The sequence below is a fragment of the Natrinema zhouii genome, assembly GCF_013456555.2.
Lineage (GTDB): Archaea > Halobacteriota > Halobacteria > Halobacteriales > Natrialbaceae > Natrinema > Natrinema zhouii.
The window spans coordinates 1948059-1963536 of sequence record NZ_CP059154.1 but is presented as its reverse complement, the minus strand read 5'-3'; the positions used below and the strand labels follow the sequence as shown (position 1 = coordinate 1963536).

Annotated in this window: 14 protein-coding genes; 5 read left to right on the top strand and 9 right to left on the bottom strand. The window is 64.1% G+C overall.

Annotation, left to right across the window (positions count from 1 at the left end; genetic code table 11):
- Positions 1-96: 96 nt before the first annotated feature.
- Positions 97-516, bottom strand: a complete 420-nt coding sequence (locus HYG81_RS28420) for an Hsp20/alpha crystallin family protein (RefSeq protein ID WP_180839473.1) — start codon at positions 514-516, stop codon at positions 97-99.
- 60 nt (positions 517-576) lie between these two features.
- Positions 577-1035: a peroxiredoxin gene (locus HYG81_RS28415; protein ID WP_180839472.1), complete on the bottom strand. Its 459-nt coding sequence runs from the start codon at positions 1033-1035 to the stop codon at positions 577-579.
- Positions 1036-1173: 138 nt separating this feature from the next.
- Here HYG81_RS28415 and HYG81_RS28410 point away from each other — a divergent pair, with 138 nt between their 5' ends.
- A complete protein-coding gene (locus tag HYG81_RS28410; RefSeq protein ID WP_180839471.1) occupies positions 1174-1332 on the top strand; it encodes a hypothetical protein in 159 nt (52 codons plus the stop codon).
- Positions 1333-1424: 92 nt separating this feature from the next.
- On the opposite strand, the gene pheA is transcribed toward HYG81_RS28410, so the two are convergent.
- The 3 genes from pheA to HYG81_RS28395 all read right to left on the bottom strand — a co-directional run bounded on the left by pheA (position 1425) and on the right by HYG81_RS28395 (position 4391).
- Positions 1425-2243 carry a prephenate dehydratase gene (gene pheA / locus HYG81_RS28405; RefSeq protein WP_180839470.1) on the bottom strand — a complete coding sequence of 273 codons (819 nt, stop codon included), beginning with the start codon at positions 2241-2243 and terminating at the stop codon, positions 1425-1427.
- A gap of 74 nt (positions 2244-2317) precedes the next feature.
- Positions 2318-3628 (bottom strand): MFS transporter, encoded by a 1311-nt coding sequence (locus HYG81_RS28400; protein ID WP_180843007.1) that lies wholly within the window; start codon positions 3626-3628, stop codon positions 2318-2320.
- A 454-nt stretch (positions 3629-4082) separates the two neighbouring features.
- Entirely contained in the window at positions 4083-4391 is a 309-nt protein-coding gene (locus HYG81_RS28395) for a non-histone chromosomal MC1 family protein (protein ID WP_180839469.1), read from the bottom strand.
- Positions 4392-4630: 239 nt separating this feature from the next.
- Here HYG81_RS28395 and HYG81_RS28390 point away from each other — a divergent pair, with 239 nt between their 5' ends.
- Positions 4631-4828 carry a SymE family type I addiction module toxin gene (locus tag HYG81_RS28390; protein WP_006185211.1) on the top strand — a complete coding sequence of 66 codons (198 nt, stop codon included), beginning with the start codon at positions 4631-4633 and terminating at the stop codon, positions 4826-4828.
- A gap of 363 nt (positions 4829-5191) precedes the next feature.
- On the opposite strand, the gene pheT is transcribed toward HYG81_RS28390, so the two are convergent.
- Positions 5192-6955 carry a phenylalanine--tRNA ligase subunit beta gene (gene pheT / locus HYG81_RS28385; RefSeq protein WP_180839468.1) on the bottom strand — a complete coding sequence of 588 codons (1764 nt, stop codon included), beginning with the start codon at positions 6953-6955 and terminating at the stop codon, positions 5192-5194.
- A complete protein-coding gene (gene pheS / locus HYG81_RS28380) occupies positions 6955-8481 on the bottom strand; it encodes a phenylalanine--tRNA ligase subunit alpha (RefSeq protein ID WP_180839467.1) in 1527 nt (508 codons plus the stop codon). The genes pheT and pheS overlap by 1 nt, the downstream gene beginning before the upstream one ends.
- Positions 8482-8980: 499 nt before the next feature.
- Here pheS and HYG81_RS28375 point away from each other — a divergent pair, with 499 nt between their 5' ends.
- Both HYG81_RS28375 and HYG81_RS28370 read left to right on the top strand, forming a co-directional pair.
- Complete coding sequence (locus tag HYG81_RS28375; RefSeq protein WP_180839466.1) at positions 8981-9922, top strand: UbiA family prenyltransferase; 942 nt, start codon at positions 8981-8983, stop codon at positions 9920-9922.
- An 84-nt stretch (positions 9923-10006) separates the two neighbouring features.
- Positions 10007-11710, top strand: a complete 1704-nt coding sequence (locus tag HYG81_RS28370) for a sensor histidine kinase (protein WP_226375928.1) — start codon at positions 10007-10009, stop codon at positions 11708-11710.
- An 11-nt stretch (positions 11711-11721) separates the two neighbouring features.
- Here HYG81_RS28370 and HYG81_RS28365 read toward each other — a convergent pair whose 3' ends face one another.
- A complete protein-coding gene (locus HYG81_RS28365) occupies positions 11722-13068 on the bottom strand; it encodes a hypothetical protein (protein ID WP_180839465.1) in 1347 nt (448 codons plus the stop codon).
- Between the two features lie 139 nt (positions 13069-13207).
- Complete coding sequence (locus HYG81_RS28360; RefSeq protein ID WP_180839464.1) at positions 13208-14803, bottom strand: tryptophan--tRNA ligase; 1596 nt, start codon at positions 14801-14803, stop codon at positions 13208-13210.
- Between the two features lie 105 nt (positions 14804-14908).
- On the opposite strand from HYG81_RS28360, the gene HYG81_RS28355 reads away from it, so the two are divergent.
- The gene (locus HYG81_RS28355; protein ID WP_180839463.1) at positions 14909-15301 is read left to right on the top strand and encodes a methylated-DNA--[protein]-cysteine S-methyltransferase; all 393 of its coding nucleotides are present in this window, start codon (positions 14909-14911) and stop codon (positions 15299-15301) included.
- Positions 15302-15478: the final 177 nt, after the last annotated feature.

The window sequence follows — 15478 nt, the reverse complement described above, 5'->3', positions numbered from 1 at the left end:
GACTCCCGCGACCGCTTTCGCGTCTTCCGTAACTGCTTTCTTCGTCCGCTGCTATCGCTCTCGCCGTCTCCCGCGATCGTCCCTCGAGAACAGCTCTCACTCGATGTCGATCCGGCGCGAATCCTCGCCGCTCGAGACCTTCGGCAGTCGAACCGTCAACACGCCGTTCTCGAAGCCGGCGGCCACCGACTCTTCGTCGACCGGATCGGGCAGGCGGATGCGTCGGCTCGCCGATGTTTTGGTCCGTTCGCGACGGAGGTATCGTCCGTCGGCGTGCTCCGTCTCGTCGGCCCGGTTGGCCTCGAGGCGCAGCGTGCCATCCGAGAGCGTCAGGTCGATGTCGTCGGTCTCGTAGCCGGGCAGGTCGGCCGTGACGACGTACTCGTCGTCCGCATCGGCGACGTCGACCGGCACCGAACCGGGGACCTGTAGGCCGCCGGCGGTCATCCCCTCTTCGACCTGACGACTGACGCGGTCGAGCATCTCCTCGATATCGTCGAACGGATTTCCTCGCATACTCGAGCGTAGGTTCCCGAGCGGGATAAATTCTGCCCGCAACGCGGCGACAGAAGGAAGCTATTCGGGGAGCGTTACGAGCCCGTCGTCGATCGCGTCGAGCAGCACCTCGCGGGCGTGACCGTCGGGATCGACACCCTCGTAGACCGCCCGTACCTCGCCGTCGGCGAGGAAGAACGTCGTCCGGGTAGTCACGCCGCTGTCGCGCAGTTCGACATCGAACGCGTCGGCGAGCTCCCCGTCGGGATCCGCGAGCAGATCGAACTCGAGGCCCTCCGACTCGCAAAACGATCGATGGGAGTCGACGTCGTCGACCGAGACGCCGTAGACGTCGACGCCGGCGTCGCGGTAGGTCTCGCGCTCGCGCTGGAACTGGTTGGCCTCGATCGTACAGCCGGGGGTGTCGTCTTTCGGGTAGAAGTAGACGACCGTCGGCTCCTCGAACCCGAGGCGAACCTCCTCGCCGTCCTGGTTCGGTGCGGTCACGGTCGGCGCGTCGTCGCCTGCAGCGAGTGGCATACTCCCGGTAGCGCAGGACGGAGAAAACAGTTTGCGGTCCTCGATTCAGTGCCCGGCTGCGAGGGTGGCCGATTCGGCAGTAACGGTCAATTCTGCCCCTGCCGGTCGAATTAACGCACCCGTTCGCGTAGGTGCCCTATGATCGACACCGCCTTGCACACCGGCTCGGAGCATCCCGACCTCCTGTGGATTCTCGTCCCCTCGTTCCTGACGTTCGTCGCGGGACTCGGCGTGGCTGCCTACGCCGATCGGATTCGCGAGTGGTTCCGTCCCGAAGGCAGTACGACCACCGAGTAATCGCTTCTAATCAGTTCACACTACGTTCGCGTTGGCCCGTTCTCTGAGTCCCTCGAGCCGCGGGCACCGAATCGATTGGCGTTCTCGAGGCGCTACTCGACGACGTGTTCCGTATCGTACGAGCCCAGCCGCCGGACCCAGCCGTTCTCGGCGAGTTCCTCGAGGTCCCCGATCGCCTCCTGCGTCCGCGACTCGTAGAGCCCGGCCTCGAAGTCGACGTGAAAGACGTAGTCGCCCAGGCGCTCCCCACTCGGGCGCGACTCGACGCGGGTCAGGTTGATGTCGCGATCCGCGAAAGGTTCGAGCAACTCGAGCAACAGGCCGGGGTAGTTGGCGTTCGGGTAGACCACCAGCGAGGTCTTGCCGCCACCCGTCGAGCGCTCCGCGGCGGGCGCGATCGCGAAAAAGCGCGTCGCGTTCGAGTCCTGATCCTGAATGTCCTCGGCCAGCACCTCGAGGTCGACGCCGTCCTCGGCGTTGGCCGGGTGGCCGATCCCCGCCATCGAGGGATCGTCGCGGGCAAACTCGACGCCCTGAGCCGTGCTCGCGACGGCCTCGAGCGTGGCGTCGGGGTACTCGCGCTCGAGGTAGGTGCGACACTGTGCCAGCGCCTGGGAGTGGCTGGCGACGGTGTCGAACGACGGCCCCTGTGCGAGCAGGGCGTGCCGGATCGGCGTCACGATCTCGCGGACGACGGCGACGTCGTAGTCCGCGATGGCGTCGAGACTCTCCGTGACGGAGCCCTCGATGCTGTTCTCGATGGGAATGACGCCGCGGTCGTATTCGCCGGCAGCGACGGCGTCGACGATCGCCGTGACCGACTGCCGGAAGTCGATCTCGCCGTTGTCCGCGATCGCGCTCGTCGCCCGGTGTGAATAGGTTCCTTCGGGTCCCAGCGTAACTGCAGCCATTACCCGCCGATAGCAGGCTACGGGTCAAAAGACCGTCGGGTTCCGCGGGTCGGTCGACGGCGGTTCACCGGCGCTCAGTCGTCGATCGGTGCTCTCGAGGCGCTGCTATCGCCGCTTGAGGCGAGGACGCCGTCGTCGGTCGCGCGAGCGGCGACGTGGGGCTGGAAGACCCACGCGCACAGCAACAGAATGGGGATCATCGTGGCCGCGACGACGGAGTAGCCGGTGTGGAGGCTCGGCATCAGCGGCGCGGCGTAGACGAGCGGGTAGACGATCCCGCCGACCGTTCCGACACCGCCGACGACGCCGGCGACGGCACCGGAACTGTTCGGGAACATCGCGGGCACCTGCGCGAAGATGGCTCCCTCGGCGAACGCACAGCCCATGCCGACGACGAAGCCGGCCCCGACGGCGAGCAGTACCTGACCGCTCATCCCCGCGAGGGTCATCCCGACCATCGCGACGACGATGAAACACAGCGAGACGAACGTCCACTGCTCGCGGTAGCGGCCGGTGAAGACCGGCAGGATGTTCTTCTCTTTGCGTGCGAGCAGGTCGCTGACGTAGCCACCGATCGGTCGGAGCAGGCCGGCCGCGACCGAGAACGTCGCGGCGAACGTGCTGGCGAGCACGAGGTTGTCCGTGTCGAACCCCTCGCGGTAGTAGGTCGCCAGCCAGCCGTTCATGGAGAGCTCGAGGCCGAAGCTCATCACGTAGGCCAGTGCGAGTACGACCGTCCCGTAGCGCGTGGCAGTGTAGAGCCAGTCCCTGAGGTTCGCAGTCGACTTGGTCGCCTCTCGTTTCGCGTCGCTTCTAGCGGCCTCACCGATCGTGTAGTAGACGATTGCCAGCAGGATCGAAACGATCCCGGTGTAGAAGAAGGCCGCTCGCCAGCTCGTGTCGAAGATCGGCCCGCTCCAGCTCTCGGTGAACACGCGCGGGAGGATGAGCGCGCCGCCGGCGGCACCGGCGTTGCCGACGCCGGCGTAGATACCCTCTGCAGTCCCCAGTTGCTCCTCGTCGAACCACTCGGAGACGTGCTGGATCCCGATGACGAAGGTGATTCCCGCGGTCGCGACGATCAGCCGCTCGACGAAGAAGACGGCGTAGGACTGGGCGAACGCCGACGCGATAGAGAAGACGCCGACGTAGGCCAACACGATGGCGAACACCGTCGGCGCGCCCCAGCGGTCGGAGAGCCAGCCGGTCAGGATGCGACCGAACGGCGCGAGCCAGATCGCCGCGCTGGCGAGGATCCCGATCTCGGCGAGCGAGAGGCCGAACTCCTCGGCCATCGGCCCCGTGAACGGCGCGAAGGAGAACCAGATCAGGAACGAGAAGTTGAACCCGATCGTCGCCAGCAACAGCGTCCGCCATTTGGTCATCGTGATCACGACCATTCACCTCGATCGAATCCATTCGTAGAACATTTTAATTTGTTCGCCTCTACCCCCTTACTACGGCTGAATGATCTCCTTATACCCGACTGTCCAGCCAATTCGTGCCGTATTATCTGATATAGTCCGACGTTCTTCCACATGCTTCGCTTGAGCTGTTCGGGAACTACCGTATAAATTCTCTTATTAGAATATCACCAACTGTACGGCAGTATTCTAACAAAGAACTCGTGTATTATGCCCTTTAGTTCGCTGACAATCGTGCCTCTCTGCGAATATTATGAAAAGATCGAAACCAATGTTGGGTTCAGGTGATTGTCCGTTCGGTTGTTTCGCCGAACCCGATTCGTCGGCATCTCACGGTACGCGGTAGCGCCATCTCCGGCCGAGCGACACCGCTCTCGGTCGATCGCACACCGGAGAAAACTACTGATCGGACGGCTTACTCGTCGAGGTGCTCGATTCCCTTCTTCGAGACGTTCGCTTCCGTGATCTCGTCGGGCATCCAGTCGGGCTTGTCGTCGGGAGCCGTCTCCTCCCACGCCCAGCCGTCGTAGATGTGTACCTTGTCCGTCCCCTTCTCTCGTAGTTTCAACTCGACGCGTTCCGCCGCGTCCTCGCTCGAGCCGGGCTCGAGCCGTCGGGCCGCCTTGAGGGCCGCTTGTCTGGGTGTGTTACCCGAGAAGACACTCGACTCATCGTCAGGTGATTCGCGCAATGCAAAGTTTCGTTTACCGTCTTCGCGTACCATGATTATCGCCTCCATGTCAGTCAAGCACACGATCCGACATAAAGATATCCCCCGAAAACCGACCGACTGCGCCGGTATCTTTAAGTGAGTAGCGTACACCACTTCTTCCCAATCTCTAGACCAGTACCCGTTCGCCGTCTCGTCGTTGTTCTCCCGATGCGTGCGTGACCTTGTTACGCACTGGGTCGTCGAAAACACTTAAGTATATCCTACGGCGAAGTTCGGAATAGAATCCCGCGATGGTACGGAAAAAGAAGCTGAGTCCAAGCGGTGCGAAAGACGACGACGGTAACTACCACAACGTCCACCTCAACCTCCACGAAGACGAACTCGAGGTCGCGGGCATGGATATCGGCGACGAGGTCTTCGTCCGAGTCCGGGACGGCAAAATAATCATCCAGAAAGCCGACGAAGACGACGTCGAACACGAATTCTAGAACCCACCTTTTTACGCCTCGGGATTCGCTCGCTCCGCGAGCGAACCGCTCGGCGCAAAAATCTGGACCAAAAAGAGCCGCTCGCTCCCTGACTCGCGGCCGTTGGCCGCTCGTCTTTTCGCGGCGCTTCGCGCCGCGCATTCGGTCGCTCGCGGTACAACACGCTGGACCGCGACCGCAGACTACCTCTCGAACTCGAGAAAACTCGATTGCCTCTCGACTCGAGCCGATTAGCGCAGCGCCTCGAGATCGAACTCGAAGGCCGTGCACCCACCTTTTTTCCGTTCGGGTGGCTCGCGATGCTCACCACCGCTCACGCAAAAAATCTGGACCAAAAAAGAACCGCTCGCTTCGCTCGCGGCCCTACCGGAGCGCCTCGAGATCGAACTCGAACGCCGACACCGGCACCTCGAGGTCGTGCTCGACGAGCACCTTCGGATGAACCTCGCCGATCACGCCGATTTCCTCGCCGTCGATGACGACCGCCGCGGTTCGACCCGAAATGAAGGTCGGGTGGTCGGTCGGCGGCGTCTCGAGGTCGACGTCGAAGTTGCGGGCGAGCGTCTGGAGTCGGGCCTTGGCGTCCTCGTAGCCGGACTCGTGGCTCGCGAGGACGGCTCCGACGCGGCGGCCCTCCGCGACGCCGGTGTTCTCTCTCTCGTCGACTTCGGCGGCGAAGCCGATCTCGGCGAGATTCTGCGGGTAGGATCGGTGAGTGTTTCGCTCGAGGACCATCAACAGCGAGGGCATGACCCAGGTCCGGAGCATGGTGAAGTCCTCGCTGTAGGGCTCTTTGATCGTCGCGGGCTCGCTGGCCCCGTAGACGTCTTCGTTTGGCGCAATATCGAGCCGATCGAAGTTCTCACCCTCGCTGATCATGTGGAAGTTCAGCAGGTCCTCGAAGCCCAATCCGACGAGCTGGGTTCTGGCGGCGTTCTCGAGTCGAGAGCGCTCGTGGCGGCCACCGACGGTCCCCACGTCGGGATACCGGGGCTCGAGTTCGTTGAAGCCGTAGGCCCGCCCGAGGTCGTCGATGACGTCCAGCGGGTGGAGCACGTCGACGCGGTAGGGCGGGATCGTCACCTCGTAGACGAGGTCACCCGCATCGCTTTCTTTCTTTTCGGCCTTGAGCCCCGACCGCTCGGCGAGGTCGATCACTTCGTCGGGATCGAGTCCGATTCCGAGGATCGTCTCGATGCGGTCGTGGGCGACCGTCTTCGTCTTCATCGAGAGGTCCGGACGCACTAGATCGCGCCCGCCGGACGCAGTCCGGCTCCCGTTCGAGTCCGCGTTCGCGGACTCGCTGTCGGGATACTCGACCCGAACTTCCTCGAGAGTGGCCCCGCGAGCCGACAGCGCGTAGCAGACGATGTTCAGCATCTTGTCGATCGTCCACTGGTCGGTGCCCGTCATCTCGACGAACAGGTCCCGCGAGTCCGTCGAGACCTCGGTGCGGCGGCCGTTGATGACCGGCGGGAACGAGAACAGCCCGATACTGTCGTAGATCGCCGGATACCGCTCGTACTCGCTGACCAGATCGGCGTAGGTCCGGCCGGTCTGGTGCTCCTCGAGCACGTCGGCCGGCGTCATCTCCTGATCGGAATCGAGCGGCACGAACCGGTCCTCGTCGGGTTCGACGCCGACGTACTGGATGGTCGGGTTGCCCTCCGTTGCAGCGGTCCCCTTCAGCATCGTCAGATCGTGAATCCCGATCGCGCCCTTCGCGCGCTTGCGCCCCATCGTCGCGTGGAGCTTTTCCTGCAGCTGAATGAGGGACTCGAGGGCTTCCTCGTCCAGCTCGACGTCGCGGACGACCGCGCCCGTGACGTACGGCCGCTCGTCGGGGACCGACTCCTCGACTTCGATCGTCCACTCCGGCGAGTTCGGCGAGGGGACGTGGACCCCCCGCGCGTCGCCGTACTGGTATCGCATCGAGCGGGCGACGCCCTCGACGGAGAGCCGATCGAGCCGGTCCGGTGCGAACTCGAGTTCGAACTCGCCGTCCTCCGTGCGGCCCTCGAACTCGAGGCCGAGGCCGAACAGATCGTCGATCAGGTCGTCGTCGCTCTTTTCGTCGTGACCGGTCAGGGTCCGCAGTTCGTCGGGGTCGATATCGACAGTGGGCATCAGTAGGTCACCTCCGTTTCGCGCAGCAGGTCGAGGTCACACAGGGTACCGTGGATGTCCCGGATGTCCTCGAAGCCGTACATCAGCATGAGCAGTCGCTCCAGGGCCAGTCCCCATGCCATCACGTCGCACTCCACGCCGAGGGGCTCGAGCATCTCCTCGCGGAAGATCCCCGAGTTGCCGATCTCGACGAGTTCGCCCGTCGTCGGGTGGGTGCCGAACAGCTCGAAACTCGGCTCCGTATAGGGGTTGTAATGGGGCTTGAACTGGATGTCCGTGATCCCGAACTGGGCGTAGAACTCCTCGAAGGTGCCCATCAGATCGCGCACCGAGAGGTCCTCGGCCATCACCCAGCCCTCGATCTGGAAGAACTCGAGCAAGTGCGTCGGGTCGAGTGTGTCGTTCCGATACACTTTCTCGACGCTGAAGTACCGCTGTGGCGGCTCGAGTTCGCCGACCTCCTCGCCCGAGAGGTAGCGGGTCGACAGCGAGGTGGTGTGCCCGCGCAGCGCGAGCGCCCGGGCGAAGTCCTCGTCCCAGGGGGAGTGATAGCCCTCGCCGTCCTCGCCGACGCCTTCCCTGTGAGCGCGCTCGACGCGCTCGACGAGGTCCTCCGGCAGCTCGTCGATGTGGGCCGGCCGCTCGAGCGCGAACCGGTCCCAGTGCGTGCGGGCGGGATGGTCCTGGGGCATGAACAGGCAGTCGTTGATCCAGAAGTCCGCGTCGACGTGGGGGCCTTCCATCTCCTGGAAGCCCATGCCGACGAGGACGTCCTTGACGCGCTCGGCGGTCTGGCGCAGGATGTGGACCTTGCCGCCGTCGAAGCGCTCGGCGTCGGCCTCGACGTTGTACTCCGAAAACTCGACGTCCTCCCACTCGCCGCTGGTGAGCAGTTCCGGGGTGACCTGGCCGACCGTCTCGCTCGTCTCGATTCCCGCCATCAGTTCGGTGACGGCCCGCTCCGTCAGCGTCACCTCGCGAACCGTCGACTCGCGGCGCTCGAGTAGCCCGCGGCGTTCGAGCGACTCGAGCGTCTCCGCATCCACGCCGACGCTGTCGACCGGCGCGTCGTCGACGTCGGAAAGCGCCTCGAGCGCGTTCGCCTCCGCGTCAGCGTCCGGATCCGCATCAGCATCGGCGGTGATCTCGCCGCTGTCGATCGTGCCGTACCCCTTGCGAGCGTAGTTCGAAAGCGCGATATCGACCGCGCCGCCCTCGAGCCCTGATGCGCCGATGACCTGCCCCATCGAGACGGGATCGGCGTCGGCTCCGGCCTCGAGTGCGGCCTCGTAGAGCCGGATCTCGGGCAGCCCGTCGGTGACGTAGTCGCGTCCCTCGTCGGTGAGCGCGACCGTTTCGTCGACGCGTTCGCTGACGGCGACCAGTCCCCGGTCCTCGAGTTCGAAGACCGCTCCGGTGACGGTTTCGGGCGGGAGGTCGGTCGCCGCGGCGAGGGCGTCGACGGACGTTGCCTCGTCCGTACTCGCGGCCTCCAAGACCGCGACCTGTTGTGCTGGAAGTTGCATTCGCTTGTTTGGATGGCTGCGTGTCGGTCAGTTAGCGGTTCCGATACTGCTCGGGACGTCCCCCGACGGGGAGTGGGACGGTCGGTTTCGCCTCGAGCACCCGAGATGTGCGCTCGCGGATCCACCGGCCTGGAGTCACCGGACGAAGAAGAAGCCGAATCCCGACCGCTGGTGTATTGATTGGGTGCCGACACCGATTTCGTGGGATTCGGGTGCCATACGTGCCGACTCTCGACGAGAGGCGAAAAATCTTGCGTTCAGTACGGTTCTCGTGTTCGGATCGGACCGACGATTGTCCATCGCCCACCGCACCAGCTCGCCAGAACAATATGGCGTGTTTCTCCGTGTCGGCTCCGGTTTGGTCCGCGACTGATCGATACGTAGCCGGCCTGTAAGTGGTCATGTAATCTGGCTGTAACCCATACTTACATCGGTCAGTACTGGCGACATATTTGGTACAGAGCGGCCGGAACTGGTCGCTCTCAAGTCAAACGTAACTATGGTACGAAAAAATCACACGCTCGCTGACGAGGGTAGTACGACGGCAGTGCGACTCAACACGTTGTTCGCCCAACTCCCCCCGATCACAGGCCGAGCCTGGAACGCACTGGTGTACAGTTCGGTGTATCTGTCGCTGATCGCGATGGCCGAGGTGGTCATCGTTTCGACACTCCTCTCGTTGCCGCCGAGTCCGGCGGCGGTCGTCGTCGGGCTGGTCGTCTTCGCCGTCTATACCAACGACCGGCTCGCAGACGCCGATACCGACGCGGTGTCGAACCCTGAGCAAGCAGCGTTCGTCAACCGATATCGAGACCTGCTCTCCGTGCTGGCGTCGGTCGCGTACGGACTCGCCGTCACGCTCTCCGTGCTCGGTGGCCCGGCCGCACTCGCGATCACCCTGCTTCCGGGGGCGTTCTGGGTATGCTATGCTACGGACTGGATCCCCAATACCGGCGCGCGCGTCCGGCGGTTGAAAGACGTCTTCCTCGTCAACACGATCATGGTCGCGTTCGCGTGGGCAGTGACGTTGACCTTTCTCCCGCTCGCGTTCGCCGGTAGCTCCATAACGATCCCGGCGCTGGTCGTCTTCGCGTACTTCTTCCTCCGGGTGTTCACGAACACGGAGATTCCGAACGTCCGCGACATTGACGGCGACCGAGCGATCGGTGTGCTGACGATTCCGGTCGTTTTCGGCGTGGACCGGACGCGCTGGATTCTCTCCGGGATCGACTGCTGTACGGCCGGACTCGTGGCGATCGTGGTTCACACCGGGAACCTGCCTCCTGTACTGGGGCTCGCGCTGCTCGCTGGCATCGGCTACTCGCTGGGTATCACGTCGCTGGTCGGTCGGTACGAGAACGAGCGCCTGCTCTCGAAGGCTGCCGAGTGCGAGTACCTCGTCGTCTTCGCCGTCCTCCTGTTGATCGTGCACGCTCCCTGATCTACCTAACAACTCGAATATATTTCACGATGGGACGATTTTCCCGCACGCTTAATATATAACGGCCGCATTTATCGCGTATTGGTGTTCTCTCTTACCATTCTGACGGCAATATTACTTGCGACCATTGCGATCGGAACCACAGCGGCGCTTATCGCCTGGCAGGAACGACCTGAGCCGGGCGCAGCGCCACTCGTCGTTCTGCTCGCCGGACAGTGCTGGTGGTCAGCGCTCCTGATCTTCGACATCGAGGCGTCGACGCTGGGTGCGAAGCTCTTCTGGGCGAACCTCAGGTGGATCGGCGTCGTCGCCATTCCGGTCGGATGGGTGCTCTTTTCGCTCGAGTACACCGGCCGAGACCGGTACGTCCGGCCGCGTTACATTGCTCTCCTCTCGATCGTTCCGGTGCTCACCGTCGTCGTCGCGCTGACCGACAGTACCCTGCTCTATACCGACTCGAGCCTGGTTCGCGAGGAGGGTATGCTGTTGCTCAGTCGGACCCCCGGGCCCTGGTTCTGGATTATCACCGCCTACACGTACCTGCTGGGACTGCTCGGGTCCGTACCGCTCATCGAACTGATCCGGGACGATTCACTCCCCTTCAGGGGACAAAGCGCCGCACTTCTCGTCGCGATCCTGGCACCCTGGGTGAGCAATATCCTCTTTCTCGTGGGTGCCATCCCGGTCACGGGTCTCGACCCCACACCGGTCGCGTTTTCGATCTCCGGCGTCGCCTGTCTCGGCGCACTCACGCGCTTTCAGCTCTTCGGGAAGAGTCCGTCGCCGAACCCGCGCGCACGCCGATTGCTCTTCGAGCGGATGCCGGACGGTGCCATCGTTACCGACAGCCACGACTACATCGTCGAAATCAACGACGCTGGCTCGGACGTCCTGGGAACCGAACCCCGTCACGTGCTCGGCAGGCCGCTTCAGGAGATCGTTCCCGACGACTTGCTGCTCCCGACGGACGGGTCGGTCGCAGTGGGGAGCTCGTTCCAGAGCCCGCACGACGGCCGGCTGTACGACGTGACGGCGACCGCCATTACCGACATCCACGATCGGACGATCGGCCACGTCATCACGTTTCACGATATCAGCGAACACGTCCGACAGCAACAGCGCCACGAAGTCCTGAATCGCGTCTTCCGACACAACATCCGGACGGAAACGAACGTCATCAGCAGCTACGCCGAGTTACTCGCGGACGAGGACGATCAGGGCGCTGCTGACGAGATCACGGCGAGCGCGCGACGAATCGAAGAACTGGGGGTCAAAGCCCGCGAAATCATCGACGTCTTCGAACGAGGGCGGGACTCGATTGAAGCCGTCCCGCTCGAGTCGCTCCTCGCGGACGGAATCGCGACCGTCAGCGAGGAGTATCCGAACGCTCGCATCGACCGTGAGCCGGCCTCGGTCGATCTCTTCGTCGCCAGCGTCCTCGAGCCCGTGTTCGTGAACCTCATCGAAAACGGTATCGAGCACAACACGGGTCCGAACCCGTCCGTTCGAGTCACGGTCGAATCGGACGGCGATCGGGTACAGATACGTATCGCGGATAACGGATCCGGGATCGAGGACTACGAACGGTCTATTCTGGAGCGCGGAACGGAAACCCCGCTGGAACACGGCAGCGGTCTCGGGCTCTGGTTAGCCAAGTGGGGGACCGAAATCGCCGGCGGTGAGGTGACGTTCGAGACGGACGATCCGACCGGTTCGGTCGTCACTGTCGACGTTCCGGTCCTGTCCCCACCCGCCGATCACGCCGAATCGGACGACAGTCCGTCGTGACGGACGACGCGCTACTGATCCGAGGCCCGCGCCGTCTCGAGCGAGCCGGTATCGACCCATTCGAATCCCGACCGCTCGGTCGTCGCCGTCGCCTCGGGGACGTCAACGGGTGCACAGCCGTCGGCGAACTCGATACGGGTCTCTGCGGACTCGGTAGCCGGCAGTTCGGGGAGGAACTCGTCGTCCTCGAGTAACCCCTGCACGGAGACGTTTCCGCCCGCGTCGAGCGCTGCGCCGAGCGCCTGATAGCGGTCGTCCTCGGAGTGGGGCTCGAGTTCCGTCCCGAACGAACCGTTGTCGATGCGTGCCGTCTCACTACTCCCCGAGAGCGTCCCGAATTCGTCCGCGGTCGTCGCGTCTTCGTCGCTACTCGTTGTACACCTCCCCTCGTCGACCCCGTTCGTTCCCGGCTCACAGTTCTCGGATCGCTCATCGTCATCTTCAGGTCTCGAGCCCCTAGGAGTTCCCCGGAGTTCGAAGCCGTCAATTTCGCTCGAGGGAGCCGATGTGGTCGATTGTTCCGACGTTTCCCTCGACGGTTGTCCGGTTAGCGCGTCGCTCGAGACGTGCGTAGACGCTGCGTCCGAATTCAGCTCCGGTCGCGCGGATGGCTCGGCTTCGTCGATGAGTGAATCGACGCTCGTCGTCGGATCGCGCGACCGGTCAGCGCCCCGCTCGAGCGCCCACGGCGGCCACGGGTCGTTGCCGTCAGTGCCGAGACTTTCGCCGTCCGGTTCGGTCGTATCATCGGCCGTCGCCGCGGGGACGTACGCCTCGAGTCCGTCTTCCGGACACAGCGGCCGATCGACGGCCTCGATCCGCGGGCCGTAGCGATCGCGGAGCCGCTCGAGCGCACTCGTTTCGATCAGTGCGGCCCGCCAGCGGTCGACGCCCGCCGAGAGGAGGACGAACCGTGCGCCGGTTCCCCCGAGGATAGCGTCGTTGATCGTCCAGAGGACGGCGGGGAGGTTGTCGGTCCCCAGCGGCGTGTCGGGATACTCGACCGACGTTTCGCGGCGACGGCCGCGGGAGTCGGTGGCGGTGAGTCGGAGTCCGGTTTGCGTGTGCGTGACCGCGAGCGACCAGCCGATCGCCTCGAAGACGGCGACGAGTTCGCACTCGAGATCGGCCGCCGAGTACCGGGCCGGACAGGCGAGCCCGCGGTCGCTCCGCGTGATCGTCCGGCGGAGCACCGTCCGCCGGTCGATACCCGTCGAGAGCGCGTCGGCCAGCGCCGTCTCGAGGCTATCGCCACCGGACGGACCCGGTCCGAGATCCGCCGGCGTAACGCCGAACGCACCGAGCACGTCGGCGGGGACCAACAGGTCGTCGTTCGACTCGCGAAGGGACCGGGCCATGGATATTTTCGGGTTCCACAACCGAACTGATATATCTTCGTCAGACGCTGAAAACGTATTATCGCTCGCGCCCGGAAAAACAGAGCAGCTCGATCGACCGATCGCCAGCGCTCGTCAGTACCGTCCGGTGGATCGCCGCTCAGCGACGCCGCGGCGACTCGAGTTCGATATCCGCTTCCTCGAGCAGGTCTTCGACCTCTTCGCGTTTTTCCTGGTGTTCCGCGAGGAACTCCCGCATGAGCTGGGCGGCCTGCTCCTTGCAGTCGCCACAGAGGCGCTCGCCGCCGACGCACTCGTCGTAGACGCGCTTGGCGAACTCGTCGTCGTCGCCGGCCAATAGGTAGGCGTAGAGTTCGTAGACGGGACACTCGTCAGCCCGACCGCCCTTCTCGCGTTGCTCTTCAGCGGTCTCGCGACCGCCGGTCGTCGCCGCCTTCACCTTGTCGTAGCCGTCCTCGGGGTCGTCCAGCAGTGAGATATGGCTCGCCGGGATCGAGGAGGACATTTTCCCGCCAGTGAGGCCGGTCATGAATCTGTGGTAGATCGACGACGGCGGCTGGAATCCGTAGCCGCCGTTGTCGACCTCCACTTGTCGGGCGAGTTCCTCGGCCTCGCCGCGGTCGAGCTCGAAGGCATCGATGTGGCTCTCGTAGACTCGCTTCTCGCCCTCGATGGCGTCGATGAGCGCGTCGAAGGCCTCGTCCGTCGCCCGCCGGTCGGAAAAGCGGGTTCGCGGTCGGATCGGTTCCATCCCCGCCCCGTTCAACTTCGTCAGGACCGAACTCAGCGTGTCCGCGCTGACCGCGAGCTCCGACAGCGGCGTCTCCTCGAGCGCTTCGGCGACGTGAACGCAGCGGAGCGTGTCGTCGTCGAACTCGGCGGGCTCGAGTCGCTCGTAGAACTCGGCGACGAGAGCGCGTTCCGCTGGCTCGAGTTCGAAGCTGGCGTACGCTTCGGAGACTTTGAAGAAGCGCATCCGCTCGGCGAGATCCCGAGCCAGCCGGACGTGGGGGTCCTGGTCCGGGCCGACGGGTATCACGGTCGGTTTGGGCTCCTCGAGTTGCGGGTAGAGGATGTCGGCCATCTGGGTGACGACCGACTGCATGTGCGAGACGTCGGTCTCGCCATCGAAGCCGTAAATTGCCTGGAACTCGGAGAAGTTGGCCTCCGCGCCGAGGTCGAAGGCGAGATCCTGTACCTCGCGGTTAGTCGACTGGCGGTAGAGTTCGCCCTCCTCGGGGTCGAAGCCGAGTGCGAGCAGCGAGAGCAGGTAGTTGCGCGCGTGCTCGTCGATCTCGTCCCAGCTCAGCCCGCGAGCGGAGTTGGCCTCGAGGTCGGCGATCAGGCCGTAGGCGTCGGCCCCCTGTTCCTGATGCCAGATGATCTCGTCGAAGACCAGTTTGTGGCCGATGTGGGGATCGCCGGTGGGCATGAACCCCGAGAGGACGGCCGCGGGCTCGTCGTTCTGTAAGGCCTCGGCGACCGGTCGGTAGTCCCGGTGGCCGAAGATGACGCCGCGGCGCATCAGGTAGTGGGGGTTCGGTACCTGCTCGAGTATCTCGTCGAACTCCTCGATGCCGAACTCCTCGAACAGTTTCCGGTAGTCGGAGACGCTCGAGGATCCCCAGGGGTCCAGCGCGACGTCGTCGGCTCCGGCAGCCCCTCCATCGGGTAACGGCTCCCCGGTCGTCGATTCCCCTGACTCGGACTCCTCGAGTGGGTCGTCTCCGGTCATTACGTGCGTTTTGGCTCGGCAGCGCGCAAAAACCTTCGGCTTCGCCGTCGCCGAAATCTTCGATCGGCGAGAGTAAAGAGGGTGCGCGCCGAACGTCGATCGACGATGCAGATTCAGATATTCGGGTGTGAGCGGGAACTCGACGAGTCACGGATCGGTGCGGATCCGGCGACGATCCGCGAGCAGGTCCGGGAGTACGAATCGGGAACGAGGACGGCGTTCGACCTCGAGATCGCGTTCCCTGACGACTTCACGGGCAGCGTTATGCGAGCGATGACGGAGATTTCGGCCGGCGAAACGCGAACGTACGGCGCAATCGCGGACGACCTCGAGAGCGCACCGATCGCGGTCGGGCAGGCCTGTGGCCGCAATCCGATCCCCGTGATCGTTCCCTGTCATCGGATCGTCGGCGTGGACTCGCTCGTCGGCTACGGCGGCGGGCTCGATCTGAAACGGCGACTGCTCGAGCACGAGGGGGCAGGTATTCCGGGTGAGTAGAAGGCGATTGCTATCCGTCCGCGGACTCGCTGCAGGGCTGAATCGTTCCGGTCTGTCCTTCGTTGGCGTGCTCGAGGATCCCGAAATCGATCGGCAACAGGAGGACGATCTCACGTTGGTTTGTTTAGCCGAGCTAGCTGGGACGGAGATCGTACGTGAGAGGAGATTTTCCGCGTG